Origin of the sequence: Salmonella sp. 2020_1459, assembly GCF_043847915.1 — a bacterium.
In the GTDB taxonomy this organism is placed as follows: Bacteria; Pseudomonadota; Gammaproteobacteria; order Enterobacterales; family Enterobacteriaceae; genus Salmonella; species Salmonella enterica.
Genome location: NZ_JBCMFA010000005.1, coordinates 24,513 through 41,173, shown reverse-complemented (window position 1 = coordinate 41,173; position 16,661 = coordinate 24,513). Strand labels below are relative to the sequence as shown.

The 16,661-nt window shown below is 51.0% G+C and carries 13 protein-coding genes; 4 read left to right on the top strand and 9 right to left on the bottom strand.

Annotated features, from left to right (window positions below; all coding sequences use genetic code 11):
• Positions 1–333 precede the first annotated feature (333 nt).
• The 3 genes from glpC to glpA are packed head-to-tail and all read right to left on the bottom strand — an operon-like array spanning position 334 to position 4,398.
• Positions 334–1,524, bottom strand: a complete 1,191-nt coding sequence (gene glpC, locus ACH0VJ_RS13925) for an anaerobic glycerol-3-phosphate dehydrogenase subunit GlpC (RefSeq protein ID WP_001285721.1) — start codon at positions 1,522–1,524, stop codon at positions 334–336.
• Positions 1,521–2,780 carry a glycerol-3-phosphate dehydrogenase subunit GlpB gene (gene glpB, locus ACH0VJ_RS13920; RefSeq protein ID WP_000667152.1) on the bottom strand — a complete coding sequence of 420 codons (1,260 nt, stop codon included), beginning with the start codon at positions 2,778–2,780 and terminating at the stop codon, positions 1,521–1,523. Before glpB ends, glpC begins: the two co-directional genes overlap by 4 nt.
• A complete protein-coding gene (gene glpA, locus ACH0VJ_RS13915; protein WP_000857205.1) occupies positions 2,770–4,398 on the bottom strand; it encodes an anaerobic glycerol-3-phosphate dehydrogenase subunit A in 1,629 nt (542 codons plus the stop codon). Before glpA ends, glpB begins: the two co-directional genes overlap by 11 nt.
• A gap of 272 nt (positions 4,399–4,670) precedes the next feature.
• On the opposite strand from glpA, the gene glpT reads away from it, so the two are divergent.
• Complete coding sequence (gene glpT, locus ACH0VJ_RS13910; protein WP_000948739.1) at positions 4,671–6,029, top strand: glycerol-3-phosphate transporter; 1,359 nt, start codon at positions 4,671–4,673, stop codon at positions 6,027–6,029.
• A 4-nt stretch (positions 6,030–6,033) separates the two neighbouring features.
• Positions 6,034–7,104, top strand: coding sequence for a glycerophosphodiester phosphodiesterase (glpQ, locus tag ACH0VJ_RS13905; protein ID WP_000858952.1), 1,071 nt, complete (start codon positions 6,034–6,036; stop codon positions 7,102–7,104).
• Between the two features lie 115 nt (positions 7,105–7,219).
• Here the strand turns inward: glpQ and ACH0VJ_RS13900 are convergent, their stop codons facing one another.
• Complete coding sequence (locus ACH0VJ_RS13900; protein WP_000176718.1) at positions 7,220–8,098, bottom strand: LysR family transcriptional regulator; 879 nt, start codon at positions 8,096–8,098, stop codon at positions 7,220–7,222.
• Between the two features lie 161 nt (positions 8,099–8,259).
• On the opposite strand from ACH0VJ_RS13900, the gene ACH0VJ_RS13895 reads away from it, so the two are divergent.
• On the top strand, positions 8,260–9,450 hold the full coding sequence (locus ACH0VJ_RS13895) for an MFS transporter (RefSeq protein WP_000660247.1): 1,191 nt from the start codon (positions 8,260–8,262) through the stop codon (positions 9,448–9,450).
• Position 9,451: 1 nt separating this feature from the next.
• On the opposite strand, the gene yfaE is transcribed toward ACH0VJ_RS13895, so the two are convergent.
• The 5 genes from yfaE to ACH0VJ_RS13870 form a co-directional block, all read right to left on the bottom strand.
• The gene (yfaE, locus tag ACH0VJ_RS13890) at positions 9,452–9,706 is read right to left on the bottom strand and encodes a ferredoxin-like diferric-tyrosyl radical cofactor maintenance protein YfaE (RefSeq protein ID WP_000533921.1); all 255 of its coding nucleotides are present in this window, start codon (positions 9,704–9,706) and stop codon (positions 9,452–9,454) included.
• Positions 9,706–10,836, bottom strand: coding sequence for a class Ia ribonucleoside-diphosphate reductase subunit beta (nrdB, locus tag ACH0VJ_RS13885; protein ID WP_000332026.1), 1,131 nt, complete (start codon positions 10,834–10,836; stop codon positions 9,706–9,708). Before nrdB ends, yfaE begins: the two co-directional genes overlap by 1 nt.
• Before the next feature lie 112 nt (positions 10,837–10,948).
• Positions 10,949–13,234: a class 1a ribonucleoside-diphosphate reductase subunit alpha gene (nrdA, locus tag ACH0VJ_RS13880; protein WP_001076496.1), complete on the bottom strand. Its 2,286-nt coding sequence runs from the start codon at positions 13,232–13,234 to the stop codon at positions 10,949–10,951.
• Positions 13,235–13,589: 355 nt separating this feature from the next.
• Entirely contained in the window at positions 13,590–14,318 is a 729-nt protein-coding gene (ubiG, locus tag ACH0VJ_RS13875; RefSeq protein WP_001091009.1) for a bifunctional 2-polyprenyl-6-hydroxyphenol methylase/3-demethylubiquinol 3-O-methyltransferase UbiG, read from the bottom strand.
• 82 nt (positions 14,319–14,400) lie between these two features.
• On the bottom strand, positions 14,401–15,285 hold the full coding sequence (locus tag ACH0VJ_RS13870; RefSeq protein ID WP_000944714.1) for a GntR family transcriptional regulator: 885 nt from the start codon (positions 15,283–15,285) through the stop codon (positions 14,401–14,403).
• A 49-nt stretch (positions 15,286–15,334) separates the two neighbouring features.
• On the opposite strand from ACH0VJ_RS13870, the gene ACH0VJ_RS13865 reads away from it, so the two are divergent.
• On the top strand, positions 15,335–16,660 hold the full coding sequence (locus tag ACH0VJ_RS13865) for an MFS transporter (RefSeq protein ID WP_000098082.1): 1,326 nt from the start codon (positions 15,335–15,337) through the stop codon (positions 16,658–16,660).
• Position 16,661 lies beyond the last annotated feature (1 nt).

Genomic DNA, 16,661 nt, shown 5'->3' with positions numbered 1-16,661 from the left:
TCAGGCATAGACCTGATTTTATTATTATTCACATAACACTCAATTATTATTGGAGATATTCAGTTATCCCCCTCTTTAAAGGAGGCTGGTAACGCGGCGATACAAGAGATATTGCTCTATAAACAGTAACGTCGTTATCTGTCATGCCACCGTGGGTTAGCGGTCATGGTTAACCAAATAGGGCAGGTTATTGCAAAGAGACATCCGCGTTTATACCCAAAATAATCCGTAGCCAACACATAAGCAACTTGAAGTATGAAGGGTATATGTCTGATGGAAAATCGTCCCTGGTGAGTAGGGTAATAGCGCCGGAGGGGCTCCGGCGCTTTTTACTTAGCCGAGCGCCTGGGCCAGTAGCGTAATGGGGTGTTCGCAGCGTTTGCTTGTAGACATCTCAATTTGCCACTTACAGGTTTCACAATCGGTGACGACAATGTCGGCGCCGCTCTCTTCAATCTGGCGGAACAGCGGCGCGCCGATGGACTGTGATGTCGGATAGTTTTCCTTTTTAAATCCATACGTACCGGCAATGCCGCAGCACTGTGAATCAAGTACCGTCAATTCAAGCCCCGGAATTTGCCGCAACAGTTCAAGCGTGTAAAGCGTCCAGCCCATTTTTTCCATATGACACGGCGTATGGTAGACCACTTTCAGCGGCAAAGGATTAAGCGGCAGCGTTTTCCCGGCATCCAGTTTGCGCCATAGCCAGCGGGTGGCCAGCTCGATATGTTCGCGCAGCCCGGCGTTGTCCACGTCCAGCACTTCAGGATATTCATCGCGCAACGCAAACGTACAGGTGGATGACGTGGCGATGACCGGAATACCTTTGACGGCAATCGCCTCGCGTAGCGACTCCACATTGCTGATAGCCTGCTTGCGAGCTTTATCCGTAAAACCGTTAGCGATCAGCGGCACGCCGCAACATTTCTCTTTACTCAGTAACTGTACGCCGGTATCCATTGCGTTCAGCACCTTAATCAGATCTTTTCCGAGCTGCGGATGGTTGTAATTCACAAAACAGCCATGGAAAAAGGCGACCTGATCTTTGTATTTAGCCTGCTGCGCCGCCACGCTACGATACCAGCGGCGGAAGGTGCCGAAAGAGTATTTTGGTAAGGTGCGGCGATGATCGATTTTGAGCGCGTAATCAAGCAACTGGCGCACTGGCTTTAATGCGGTGGCGGTATTGACCACCGGCGCGAACGGCGTTGAAACGCTGCCCATCAGATCGGTATGGCTAAGAATAAAATTACGCAATGACGGGCGCGTCGTATCGTATTTCGCGCGGGCGCGCTGGATGATATCGCCAATCTTCACGTCCGACGGACAGGCGACCTCACACCGTTTGCAGTTAATGCAATATTTCAGCGCCTCATCATACAGCGCGCCGTCTTTCAGACGCAGGCGTTCGCCATCCGGTCCGGCCTGTTTAGGGCCAGGGTAGCCAGGATTAACGCGGCTGACCGGGCACGCGGTGGTGCACACCGTACATTTAATACAACTTTCAAAACGTGTGTCGCTCATTGCTGTTCTCCTGCACGCTCAGCGATATGGTGCGCGGCCTGGAGGGCGCTGACTGCGCAGACGCCGCCGCCGCATCCCTCAGCTATAGGATCGAATCCCGCCAGCACAGAACCTATTGCATACAGATTTTCTACCGTGTTGCCCGCAAGGGAGGGGCGGAAAGCGTCATCCGTCACGACGCCAAACTGCTGCCAGGGCTGTGGGTCGAAGAAATGTTGTTGATACCATTCGGCGCGGGTGGCCGTTTGCTGTACGTCGAGCCCTAAAATAGGTTCGCGGATCCCTTCGCGCTCGGCAACCAGCCCGCTACTAAAGAAGCTACCGCTGGCAAGTACGGCAAAACGCGGGCGCAGTGGGATATCGGCATGGTTGCGGGTCCATATTTCGCTCACGGTACCGCGACGGCAGGTGACTTTCTTCACTTCATCGCCCGGCATCCAGATGCCGCCCTGACGGACAAACTGGCGCTGGAGTTGATTGTGCAGACGAATACCGAGCACCGATGGCGGCAGCGTCGGCAGCAGCGTGAGCGCGCAGGGCAGACGTTCGTTAAGCCAGCGCCACAGCGTATCGTTCGCCAGCCCGAAACAGGCGGGCATGATGATCATGTCGCAGTTTGTCGCTATTGGCGACAGCGCGTCGTACAGCAGTGGCCATTTTTCTTCGTTATCAAGTAGACGCGCAATATTGACCGCGCGAAATTCCGTCGGGTTATCACGCAGTACGTCCAGTTCCGGAAGGTCGATTTCTGCGGTTTCCACGTTGAGGTCGCGTTGGCGCAGCGACGCTGCCGCAAGGTGCGCCTGGAAATCCAGTAATCCGCTAACGCCGACGACGCAAATTCGCTGTGCGGATAACGGCCAGACCGGTACTTCCGGCGAGCTAAGCCAGGTTGAACGCAATGTGCCAAGCGGCGTGACACGCTGGTGCGCCTGCTGTACGTCGCCGTATAACTGCGCGCCGCTGGCGTTAAGTAGCGTTTGCGCCTGTTGCGCCAGCGTAAGGACTTTTTGCGCGCCTAAACGCGAATAAGGATGTTCAGGCGCCTGGCGGCGCAGCGCATCAAGCCCGGCGGTAATGTCGGTCACCGGTTGGCCGTCGGGCAGGGCGCTGAGCAGATCCAGCGAGCCGGAAGAAAAATGCAGCGCGCTTTGTCCGCGGGTGACGATGGCGCAGCGTAATCCATGCTGCTGGAGTTGCAGTCCGCACAGCAAACCGGCGAGACCGCCGCCCATAATAACCGTATCAAATTTCATCCTGGTGCTCCTTCTCCAGACCGCATAATCCCTGATAAACCCAGCGCGTGAATTCGCTTTCGCGCAGCGCGTCTCCCCAGGCGACAGGTTGTACGCCTTTCCAGCGCTCATTCAGAAATTCAGAGAGTTGCGTAATAGATTGCGCCGCGGTCGTCACATTAAAACGCTGCAATAGCCCGGCCGCGCGGCAGGCGCACAGTTCGCCCTGGCAAGTGCCCATCCCTACGCGGGTGCGACGGCGCAGATCCAGCAGGCTATTCACGGTTAAGTTTTCGACGGCATACTGCACTTCCCCCGCCGTGACGGCCTCGCATTCACAGACCAGGCTACGGTGTTGGCGGCCTTCACTCAGCCACCCCGGCGTGCGATCGCCATGCCGATAAACCGCCGATCCGCGTAGCGGCGCGGGAAGCGAGATAATGCGTTTCAGCGTATGTTCCGTAGACTCTTTTGAGCCAGGCAACGGCGTATCCGCCGTGATGCAGGGGCGAGTATTACCCAACTTGCGGCACACGGCGTCGGTCGCCCATTCCGCCATCAGGCGGTAAGTCATTAGCTTCCCGCCGGTAATGGTAATGAAGCCATCAAGCCCGTCGCGTTCGGCGTGGTCGAACAACACAATACCGCGGCTGACGTTACGACCGCTGGGATCGTCATCGCTGGCCACCAGCGGGCGGACGCCGGAATACGCGCGCAGAATACGCGTCTTCGCCATGACAGGGGCCAGTTTTTCCCCTTCACGCAGCAGGATATCGACTTCATCTGCGGTGACGCGGTTGCTGTCTATCTCATTGTAATCAATATGGGTAGAGGTAGTGCCGATCAGTGAAATCGTATCGCCAGGTACCAGAATGTCGGCATCCGATGGTTTCCGGCAGCGGTTAATGACATGCTGGTTGATCCGATGGTCCATGATCAACAGCGAGCCTTTCGCCGGGAACATGCGAATACTCAGGTCGGCGTATTCGGCGATCCGTTGCCCCCAGATACCTGCCGCATTGACCACCACCGGCGCGTGAAGCGTCTGGGTTTCGCCAGTGAGATGGTTGCGCACATGGACGCCGCAGACCGTTGCGCCTTCACGAATGAGCCCGGTCACTTCATGCGCCGTTAACACGATTGCGCCATGTTCTCTGGCATCCAGCATATTGGCGGCGGTAAGGCGGAAAGGGTCCACGGTGCCATCCGGCACTTTTACCGCACCGATGAGCGCAGGGTTAACGGAAGGTTCGATGATGCGAGCCTGCTGCGGATCGATGGCTTCAGCGCGAATGCCCGCCGCTTCACAGGCGCGAATAAAGGTGGCCTGAAACGCAAGATCATCTTCCGGCAACGTAATAAACAGACCATCCGTCGGTTCGACGCAATGGCGGGCGATCCGTTTTAAAATCTGGTTTTCACTAATGCACTCGCGCGCGGATTCCGCGTCGGTAACCGCATAACGAGCGCCGCTGTGCAGCAGTCCGTGGTTACGCCCGGTCGCGCCGGTCGCTATATCATGCCGTTCCACCAGAATGACACGTAAACCGCGCAGCGCGCAGTCGCGGGCGATCCCTGCGCCTGTTGCTCCACCGCCAATGATAATCACGTCACTTGCTTGCGAGTCGCGAGTTTTCATTGTTTTTCCTCACAGTTCGTTTTTTATCATTTAGCCATACAAATCATATGGAATGTTTGATTTCGCGCATAATCGCTCACTATTCGAAAATGAAACGTGATTTCGTGCGCCTTTCTGAACATTGGTCATAAAACTGTAACAATATGTGCTGTAATTCACATTAACGTGACGTATCTTTACTTAACATCGCGGCCACACTGGGAGCAGCGGGGTTGTTTGAACAAACTGCGGTGTTTACCTCTAAATAAAATACGGGCCACGGAGGCTACAATATGTTGAGTATTTTTAAACCAGCGCCGCATAAAGCGCGCTTGCCAGCGGCGGAGATTGATCCGACCTATCGCCGATTACGCTGGCAGATTTTCCTGGGGATATTCTTTGGCTATGCCGCGTATTATCTGGTGCGCAAGAACTTTGCCCTCGCGATGCCCTACCTGGTAGAACAGGGTTTTTCACGCGGCGATCTGGGCTTTGCGCTGTCCGGGATTTCCATCGCTTATGGTTTTTCGAAATTTATAATGGGTTCAGTGTCCGATCGCTCGAATCCGCGCGTTTTTCTGCCGGCAGGGTTGATTCTGGCCGCAGCAGTCATGTTGTTTATGGGCTTTGTGCCGTGGGCGACATCCAGCATCGCCGTGATGTTTGTGCTGTTGTTCCTTTGCGGCTGGTTCCAGGGGATGGGGTGGCCGCCGTGCGGACGTACGATGGTTCACTGGTGGTCGCAGAAAGAACGCGGCGGCATTGTGTCGGTCTGGAACTGTGCGCATAACGTCGGCGGCGGGATCCCGCCACTGCTGTTCCTGCTGGGGATGGCGTGGTTTAACGACTGGAAAGCGGCGCTCTATATGCCAGCCTTTGGCGCGATTGTGGTGGCGCTGTTCGCTTTCGCAATGATGCGCGATACGCCGCAATCCTGCGGTCTGCCGCCTATCGAAGAGTATAAAAACGACTATCCGGACGACTACAACGAAAAAGCGGAAGAAGAGCTGACTGCGAAGCAGATCTTCATGCAGTACGTACTGCCAAACAAACTGTTGTGGTACATCGCTATCGCCAACGTGTTTGTTTATCTGCTGCGCTACGGCATCCTCGATTGGTCGCCGACCTACCTGAAAGAAGTGAAGCATTTCGCACTGGATAAATCCTCCTGGGCCTACTTCCTGTATGAATACGCGGGTATTCCGGGCACGCTGCTGTGTGGCTGGATGTCGGATAAAGTCTTCCGCGGCAACCGTGGCGCGACCGGCGTGTTCTTTATGACCCTGGTGACTATCGCGACCATCGTTTACTGGATGAACCCGGCAGGAAACCCGAACGTTGATATGGCTTGTATGATTATCATCGGCTTCCTGATCTACGGCCCGGTAATGTTGATCGGTCTGCACGCGCTGGAACTGGCGCCGAAAAAAGCGGCGGGTACGGCGGCGGGCTTTACCGGTCTGTTTGGTTACCTGGGCGGTTCTGTCGCTGCAAGCGCCATTGTGGGTTATACCGTTGACTTCTTCGGTTGGGATGGCGGCTTTATGGTGATGATTGGCGGCAGCATTCTGGCGGTAATCCTGCTGGTGGTCGTGATGATTGGTGAAAAACGCCATCATGATGAGCTGCAGTTAAAACGCAACGGAGGCTAATAACATGAAAACCACACTGAAAAACCTTAGCGTGGCGTTAATGTTGGCAGGAATGACCATCGGAAGCGGCGCCGTGGCGGCTGAAAAAGTCGTTATCGCCCACCGTGGTGCCAGCGGTTATCTGCCGGAGCATACGCTACCGGCGAAAGCGATGGCGTATGCGCAAGGGGCAGATTATCTGGAACAGGATTTAGTGATGACAAAGGACGACCATCTGGTCGTCCTCCATGACCACTACCTTGACCGGGTGACTGACGTCGCTGACCGTTTTCCGGACCGGGCGCGTAAAGATGGGCGCTATTACGCTATCGATTTTACGCTGGATGAAATTAAATCCCTGAAGTTTACCGAAGGGTTTGATATTGAAAACGGCAAAAAAGTACAAACTTATCCGGGCCGTTTCCCGATGGGAAAATCTGATTTCCGCATTCATACCTTTGAAGAGGAAATTGAATTCGTTCAGGGATTAAATCACTCTACCGGTAAAAATATCGGTATTTATCCGGAAATTAAAGCGCCGTGGTTCCATCATCAGGAAGGGAAAGATATTGCCGCGAAAACGCTGGAAGTGCTGAAGAAGTATGGTTACACCGGCAAGCAGGACAATGTCTATTTGCAGTGTTTTGATGTCGCTGAGCTGAAACGTATTAAGAACGAACTGGAACCCAAAATGGGGATGGATCTCAATCTGGTTCAACTTATTGCGTATACCGACTGGAATGAAACACAGCAGAAACAGCCGGACGGTCGTTGGGTAAATTACAACTACGACTGGATGTTTAAGCCGGGCGCTATGAAGCAGGTGGCGGAATATGCGGACGGTATTGGTCCGGATTACCATATGCTGGTCGCGGAAGGCTCAACGAAAGGGAATATCAAGCTGACTGGAATGGTGCAAGACGCGCATCAGAATAAGATGGTAGTGCATCCTTACACTGTGCGTGCCGATCAATTGCCGGACTATGCCACAGACGTCAATCAGTTGTACGACATCCTGTATAACAAGGCGGGCGTCGACGGGCTGTTCACTGACTTCCCGGATAAGGCGGTCATGTTCCTGCAAAAAAATGACTAAAGGTTTGCCATAGTCGAAGTGACGCGCCGGATGAGGGCATAAACGCCTCATCCGGCCTGGCGCAACGTTTGCCAGCGTAAGTCTGGTAAACGCAATGCCATCAGGCGGGGTTGTTTTATAGCAACCCCTCATCGGTCAGTGTTTCCATACATTTTTGTAATAAAAATAGCGGACTTCCTTCTACCGGCGGTTCTTTTGCTAACAGGGAAATTTGTCGATAAAAGGTGGGTTCCAGCGCCACGGAGCATAATTTTCCTGCCGTGGCTTTTAAGGTTAATTCTGGCAATAAGGCGATACCTAATCCCTGGCGAATAAAATTCAGCGCAGTATCGGGATGGTTAAATTCATATTTAAATATCGGCTCAATACCCTTTTCTTTAAACAACGCCATAATGCTTAATTCATAACGACCTTTACTGACAATAAGTGGTTCGTCCATCAGTTCTTCGACCGTTACTGTACTATTGGCCGCCAGGGGATGATTTTCAGGCACCACTACGGTGAATTTATCCCGGTAAATGGGGACGCAATACATACCGTTGACCGGAAAAGGAACGAAACCGGCATCAATACTTCCGTCCTGCAGCGAATCAATAATAGCCGTACTGTTCTCTTCATAAGGGATAATTTTTACATTTGGATGATGGCTTTCAAAATAGCGAATGACGCCGGGTAAAATGCAGGCGCAGGCGCTGGGAAAACAGCCAATCCGTAGCGTACGGGCCGGGTTCTTTTTTTCTTGTTCGGCAATCTCTTTTACCGCGTTGACGTCGCGCTGGATCGCGCGTAAGTGCCTGACGATGCGGCTACCGGCGGCGGTAAGCTCAATCTCTTTACGACGCTCACGAATCAATATGTCAACGCCGAGCTCCTCCTCAAGCGCGGAGATGGCCTGGCTGACGGCGGATTGCGTCATGTATAGCCGTTTGCTGGCTTCGGTAAATCCGCCGTACTCCAGTACGGCAAGCAGGGCGTGGATTTGGGTTAGTGTCATTAGTAAAACCTAATCAATATAATTAAAACGATTAATTTTTCTAATAGAGTGCACTTGTTTATACTGCGATTCTATCGAATACATCACATTTTGACGCACCTGATAGGTGTTCAGTTGAGCTGAGCGTTGCCTGCGTGCGCCATCTGAGCGGGTCGTTAAGAATGAAAGAAAAATTATGGACGAAGGATTTTTGGGCAATCACCATAGTCAGTTTTATTATCTTTTTTGTTTTTTATGTACTGCTAACTTTATTACCCATTTATATCGCTGACCGCCTGCATGCTTCTGCAGATAAGGCCGGGCTGTTAGTGACATGTTTCCTGGCCGCGGCAATTGTTATTCGGCCGTTTGCCGGGCAGTGGGTGGGAAAATATTCGAATAAAAAGATTCTGGTGCTCTCTTCTCTGGCTTTTTTGGTGATTACTGCGCTGTATCCGGTTTGCCATTCTATCGAGTCGCTGCTCTTTATCCGCGTACTTCATGGGATTACGTTTGGTGTTATTACTACGGTAAAAGGAACTATTTCAGCGCGGTTAATTCCGGCCTCCCGACGTGGAGAGGGCATCAGCTTTTTCTCTTTAGCGATGGGCCTTGCGATGGTCGTAGGACCGTGGATCGGTTTGAATATGGCCCGCTGGAACGCGTTCACTGCCGCATTCTGGCTTTGTTCCGCTGTAGCGGCGTTAGGGATTGTACTTTCCCTGATTGTGACGGTCCCTCCGGTAATTCGTCATGCCGATGGTTCGAAACCGAATCTGGGTTTTGCCGCGATGTTTGACCGCGCCGCCTTGCCTTTTGCGCTGGTCACCTTTTTTATGACTTTCTCCTATGCCGGCGTGTCGGCTTTCCTGGCGCTGTATGCGCGTGAGCTGGATTTAATGGCGGCGGCCAGTAATTTCCTGCTGTGTTACGCGATTTTCCTGATGATATGCCGTACCTTCACCGGGAATATTTGTGATAAAAAAGGGCCGAAATACGTTGTTTTCCCATGCCTGTTGGCTTTTACCATCGGTCTGGTGGCGCTGGGCTACACCAATGGCAGCATCATGATGATTATTTCCGGCGGTCTCATCGGTATCGGCTACGGTTCGGTCACGCCGGTTTTCCAGACGCAAATTATCAGCTCGGTTGAACCGCATAAAATCGGCGTGGCGAATTCACTGTTCTTTAACGCGATGGATGCCGGAATGGCGATTGGCGCCTTTATCATGGGAATGATGGTTGAGTCGGTTGGCTATCGTATGATTTATGTCGCTGGCGCGGTGCTGGTGGTACTCGCTGGCGCACTGTATGCCGTGCAGATGAAAAAACGTGGCGTGATGCCTTTGGTTTCCACCAGCGAGTTGCACTGAGTTACATCTCGATTTCGATATCGCCTTTTGCCCTGCAGCAGCAGGGCAAAATCTCTCCCGGCTGGATAAACGCTAAAGGTTCCGTAATCCAGTCAACCTGACCGGCAACCAGCCGGGTACGACAGGAGCCGCAATAACCTTCGCGGCACTGATACTCCACCTCAACGTTATGCGATTCCAGCGCGGCCAGCAGAGAAGGGTGTTCATCCTGGCACAGCAGCTGTGTGCCAGTGATACGCAGCGTGACGCGTCCCATCAGAGCTGGAAATTACTCAGATCGTCGGTATCGACTTCCGAATCGATTTGTCCGACCAGATAAGAGCTAACTTCTACTTCCTGTGGAGCGACCTGAACGTTATCGGACACCAGCCAGGTATTGATCCACGGGATTGGGTTGGAGCGGGTCTGGAACGGCAGATCTAGTCCTACCGCCTGCATACGAATATTAGTAATATATTCAACGTATTGACACAGGATATCTTTATTCAGGCCGATCATCGAACCGTCGCGGAACAGATAGTCTGCCCACTCTTTTTCCTGCTGCGCCGCCTGCACGAACAGGTCATAACATTCCTGTTTACACTCTTCGGCGATTTCCGCCATCTCCGGGTCGTCCACGCCGCTACGCAACAGGTTCAGCATATGTTGCGTGCCGGTCAGATGCAGAGCTTCGTCACGGGCGATCAGACGGATAATTTTGGCGTTGCCTTCCATCAGTTCACGCTCGGCAAATGCGAAAGAGCAGGCGAAGCTGACGTAGAAGCGGATGGCTTCCAGCGCGTTCACGCTCATCAGGCACAGATACAGTTTTTTCTTCAGCTCACGCAGATTCACGACAACCGTTTTGCCATTAACGGTATGGGTGCCTTCACCGAGCAGATGCCAGTAGCTGGTCATCTCAATAAGTTCGTCGTAGTAGGCGGAGATCCCTTCGGCGCGCTTCTGAATTTGCTCATTGGTCACGATATCGTCAAACACGACCGCCGGATCGTTGACGATGTTACGAATAATGTGGGTGTAGGATCGTGAGTGAATCGTCTCAGAAAACGCCCAGGTCTCTACCCACGTCTCCAGCTCCGGGATGGAAATGAGCGGCAGCAGGGCGACGTTCGGGCTACGTCCCTGAATGGAATCCAGCAGCGTCTGGTATTTGAGGTTGCTGATGAAGATATGTTTTTCGTGCTCCGGCAACGCCTGATAATCGATACGATCGCGGGAGACGTCGACCTCTTCCGGACGCCAGAAGAAAGAGAGCTGCTTTTCGATCAGTTTTTCGAAGATGTCATATTTCTGCTGGTCATAGCGTGCAACGTTGACCGGCTGGCCAAAGAACATGGGTTCCTTGAGCTGATCGTTTTTCGTCTGTGAAAAAGTGGTGTATGCCATTGAAGTGAATCCTTTATGGGATGAGCGCCGGATGGCGGCGCAAGCGCCTTATCCGGCCTACAAACCGTACAATCGTAGGCCGGGTAAGCATAGCGCTACCCGGCACTATTCATCAGATCTTACAAGCGCCGCTTTCGCAGCCATCGTCCTGAATAGAAGGCGCCAAATCGTCCTGCGCATCTTCCGCGCCGTCGCGGGTATTTTGATAGTACAGAGTTTTCACGCCAAACTTATACGCGGTGAGCAAATCTTTCAGCAGTTGCTGCATCGGCACTTTTCCTGACGGGAAACGTGACGGATCGTAGTTGGTATTGGCGGAAATCGACTGATCGATAAACTTCTGCATGATACCCACCAGTTGCAGATAACCGTCGTTGTTCGGCATCTCCCACAACAGTTCGTAAGCGTCTTTCAGATGCTCATAATCCGGCACGACCTGACGCAAAATACCGTCTTTCGAGGCCTTGATGCTGACGTAGCCGCGCGGCGGCTCAATGCCGTTGGTGGCGTTGGAGATCTGGGACGACGTTTCCGACGGCATTAGCGCCGATAGCGTGGAGTTACGCAGACCGTGGGTTTTGATCGACTCACGCAGCTGTTCCCAGTCGTAGTGCAGCGGTTCGTTGACAATCGCATCCAGATCTTTTTTGTAGGTGTCGATCGGCAAAATGCCTTTTGCATAGGTGGTTTCGTTGAACCATGGGCAGGCGCCTTGCTCTTTCGCCAGTTCGTTGGACGCTTTAAGCAGATAGTACTGAATGGCTTCGAAGGTTTTATGCGTCAGATTATTGGCGCTGCCGTCGGAATAACGCTTACCGTTTTTCGCCAGCCAGTAGGCGAAGTTAATCACGCCAATGCCCAGCGTACGACGGCCCATTGCGCCGCGTTTGGCAGCCGGAATCGGGTAATCCTGATAATCGAGCAGAGCATCCAAAGCGCGTACTGCCAGAATAGCCAGTTCTTCCAGCTCGTCCAGAGTTTTAATGGCGCCCAGGTTGAATGCAGACAGCGTACACAACGCAATTTCGCCGTTTTCATCGTTGACATCGTTCAGCGGTTTGGTCGGCAGGGCAATCTCCAGACACAGGTTAGACTGGCGTACCGGGGCGACAACCGGATCGAACGGACTGTGAGTATTGCAGTGGTCAACGTTCTGGATATAGATACGACCGGTAGAGGCGCGTTCCTGCATCATCAGCGAGAACAGTTCGACCGCTTTCACACGCTGTTTGCGGATGCTGTCGCCGTTTTCATATTTCACGTATAGGCGTTCGAATTCGTCCTGGTCGGCGAAGAACGCATCATACAGCCCCGGCACGTCGGACGGACTGAACAGCGTAATGTCGCCGCCCTTCAGCAGGCGGGTATACATCAGTTTGTTGATCTGTACGCCGTAATCCATGTGACGTACGCGGTTGCCTTCCACGCCACGGTTGTTTTTCAGTACCAGCAGGCTTTCCACTTCCAGGTGCCACATCGGGTAGAACAGTGTCGCCGCGCCGCCGCGCACGCCGCCCTGCGAGCAGGATTTCACCGCCGTCTGGAAGTGCTTGTAGAACGGAATACAGCCGGTGTGGAACGCTTCGCCGCCACGAATCGGGCTACCCAGCGCACGAATGCGTCCCGCGTTGATGCCGATTCCGGCGCGCTGAGAAACGTATTTCACAATCGCGCTGGAGGTGGCGTTGATGGAATCCAGACTGTCGCCACACTCGATCAGTACGCAGGAGCTGAACTGACGGGTCGGGGTACGCACGCCGGACATGATGGGCGTCGGCAGCGAGATTTTGAACGTAGAGACCGCATCGTAAAAACGTTTTACATAGTCAAGACGCGTTTCACGCGGGTAGTTCGAGAACAGGCAGGCCGCTACCAGAATGTAGAGGAACTGCGCGCTTTCATAGATTTCACCGGTCACGCGGTTTTGCACCAGATATTTCCCTTCCAGCTGCTTAACGGCAGCGTAGGAGAAGGTCATATCGCGATCGTGAACGATAAACGAATCCATCTGCTTGAACTCTTCTTCCGTGTAGTCTTCCAGCAGATGATTGTCGTATTTGCCAAGCTCAACCATTTTTACCACATGGTGGTAAAGTGCGGGCGGCTCAAACTGGCCGAAGGCTTTCTTACGCAGGTGGAAAATCGCCAGACGCGCAGCCAGGTATTGATAATCCGGCGCATCGCGAGAGATCAGGTCTGCGGCGGCCTTAATGATAGTTTCATGGATATCGGAGGTCTTAATCCCATCATAAAACTGAATATGCGAGCGTAGCTCGACCTGAGAAACCGATACGTTATTCAGTCCTTCTGCCGCCCAATCAAGCACGCGATGAATTTTGTCGAGATTGATGCGCTCAGTACGGCCGTCACGCTTTGTCACCAGCAGACTCTGATTCATGTGGTTTTCTACCTGTTTACCTGTCCGTGAAAGAAAAATATCCCCCCGCTTATCCACAACGCCACGTTGTGACTAACTCTGTGGATAAATACTATATATAGGGGGTAATCGATAAGTGAAACGCTATATGGTGAGTATTCTAGTAGGGATTCTTTTGAGTACAAGAGTTGATTTTGGCGTTAAATTGCGGTTGCAAAAGCGTAAGAATCGCTAAATGCGCGTCTGATAAGGCCTGGAGAGGATGTCAACAATTCATAAAAAAAAATCAAAATTTGATCGAATGCTGATTTCTTCATCGAAGAGAAAGGTTGCGCCCGATGATCTAACGCAACCCTTATAGGAAAATTCTTTGATGTCAGGCTTTTTTAGCGCGGGTATGCAACATATAGTTAACGTCTACTCCGGGACCGAGTTTGAAAGTATTGGTTATCGGGTTGTAGTGCAGTCCGGTGATATGTTGCTCTTTCAGGACGGTTTCATCTACCCAGCTTAACAGTTCAGCAGGCTTAATGAATTTCTTCACGTCGTGCGTGCCTTTTGGCACCATGCGCAGAATATACTCAGCGCCGACGACCGCCATCAGCCAGGATTTCCCATTGCGGTTCAACGTTGAGAAGAACACCTCGCCGCCGGGTTTAACCAGTTGGGCGCAGGCGTGGACGACCGATTGCGGATCGGGAACGTGCTCCAGCATTTCCATACAGGTGACGACGTCGTATTGCTGAGCGTGTTTTGCCGCATGTTCCTCAACCGTCTCCTGCACGTACTCTACCTCGATGCCGCTTTCCAGCGCATGCAGTTTGGCGACCTGCAAAGGCTCAAAGCCCATATCCAGCCCGGTGACGGTTGCGCCTTCGCGTGCCATACTTTCCGCCAGAATGCCGCCGCCGCAGCCGACGTCGAGTACCTTTTTACCAAACAGGCCGCCTGAGCGTTCAGTAATGTAGCCAAGGCGTAGAGGGTTGATGCGATGCAATGGCTTGAATTCGCCCTCCAGATCCCACCAGCGCGACGCGACGGCTTCGAATTTGGCGATTTCATTATGGTCAACGTTGTGAGCTACCGACGGTTTTTCAGTGTTCATGAGTACATGAGATTCCGCTATTGATCTATCGGGGCAGTATAGCAGGTGCAAAGTCGCTGCGTTATATCTGCTGCCGTCTTTATTACGCTTTCAGCGCAAGAAGTTTTCTTGCGCGTTCTGTAAAACCGCTACCGATGTGGTGCGTGATAAAATTACAGACGCCCTCGACGTTGTTGTTTTTTAACATATCCAAAATAGTGGCATGTCCCCGGTTAGAGCTGGTGATATATTCAGCGGTAAAATCCAGTCTGTAGCGAATTGCCAATAAACGTGCTGAGATCAACAGGTGTGCTTGCGAAATGTATTTATTATCGGCATATTTCACAAAAACATAATGAAAATCATGATCCAGTTTGAGATAAGCTTGCGTATCTCGCTCTGCATTAATTTTTGCTGACTTCGATAAAATATTGCTTAATTCGACTATGACATTGTTAGCATTTTTCTCCATCGCTTCACGAATTGCGCCCTGTTCAAGGATAACCCTCATTTTGATGAGATCATTGATATCCTCGTCGGTGACAGAAAAAACAAATGTCCCACTGCGGGGAATGATGTTGACCAAGTTTTCATTATAGCTCAGCCAAATAAAAGCTTCACGAATTGGTGTTTTACTTACCATCAGAATATTTGATAGTTCATTTTCACTGATCGCTTGCCCAAGATCGAAATCGCCATGGATAATCATCTCCCTTATTTTCTCTTTAATCACCTGGGTGATGGATTTGGGTATTTCAATTGATATGTGACTAAAGTCACGCTTTAATCTATTTTTCATTTTCTTCTCCTCCATGGTTAAACCCGGCTCCATTGTAATTAATTTATTCAAAATTAACGGATCTAATATATCAGATATAAGAAAATTTACATACTTTATTGTTGTTATTGTATATTTCATTAAGTTTGCTTGCTGATATATCAGATATGACACATTAGCTTTTGAATTGTATTGTTTTTTACGTAACATCGATTCCGGTCAATACCCTTATTCATTGAATCATAAAAGGTGATGCAAAATGAGTAGTCCACAAGAAAATTTATACGATGCAATTCGTATTGTAAAAAGGAAAATCATTCCTTTGGCGTTTATTCTTTACTTTTTTAACTATATGGATCGTGTCAATATTGGGTTTGCTGCATTACGCATGAATGAATCTCTCGGTATTACGCCTGAGGATTTCGCTAATATTTCTTCTATATTCTTCATATCATATTTAATCTTTCAAATTCCGAGTAGCATTGGCTTGCAAAAGCTTGGCGCAAGAAAATGGATTAGTTCCATTATTATCGGCTGGGGAGCGGTAACTGGGCTGATTTTTTTTGCTAAAGATACTCAACATATTTTGCTGGCTCGCATTTTTTTGGGGGTATTTGAAGCTGGCTTTTTCCCGGGCATGGTTTATTATCTTGCATGTTGGTTTCCGGCTCGTGAACGCGGAAAAGTCAATAGTTTCTTCATGTTATCTATTGCTGTAGCATCGGTATTGGCTGCACCGATGTCTGGTTGGATCATCGAGCATTTGAATACCCCGGATTATGAAGGCTGGCGCTGGCTTTTTGCTATTGAAGGTATCCCTACCGTATTCCTTGGCATCCTGACATTTTATTTACTGCCTGACAGTCCAGAAAAGGCTAAATGGCTTACGCCACAGCAGATATCGGCCTTAGTTAATAAATTACGTACTGACAATGAAACCGCAGCTGCATTAAATAAAAATACCAACTCATCCTTTCTTTCCGTAATCAAAAATCCAGTTTTGCTTCAGCTTTCTTTCGCCTACATGTTGATTCAGGCGGCTGCTCTGGCGGCAAACTACTGGTTGCCGGGGTTGGTGAAGGGATTTTCAGCTGATTTTACGGATACTGACGTTGGTTTAATCATGAGTATTCCGTTTATTTTCGCTATGTTCAGCATGCCCTGGTGGGGCTGGCATTCCGATAAAAAGAATGAACGAAAATGGCATGCTGCATTACCCATGTTTCTGGCAGGCTGTGGTTTTCTGATGATTGCTCTTGTCCCCTCAGTGTCGCTGAGAATGCTGGGGCTAACGTTCTATGGTGTTGGGATCCTCAGCTATTACGGACCTTACTGGGCGCTGCCTTCTGCATTATTGTCGCCGTCAGGGTTGGCTATCAGCATTGCGTTTATTAACTCATGTTCAAGTCTTGGCGGATTCCTGATTAATAAATCACTGGGATTCGTTTCTACTCATTATGGTGCGACAGGAATATTTATTGTAGAGGCAATACTTTGCTTCGCTGCGGTAGCCGTTTTGGCGTTAATGAAAATTGATGTGAAAAAAGAAAAAAGCCAACAAACAAATGTTGTATCACGAACCTGAT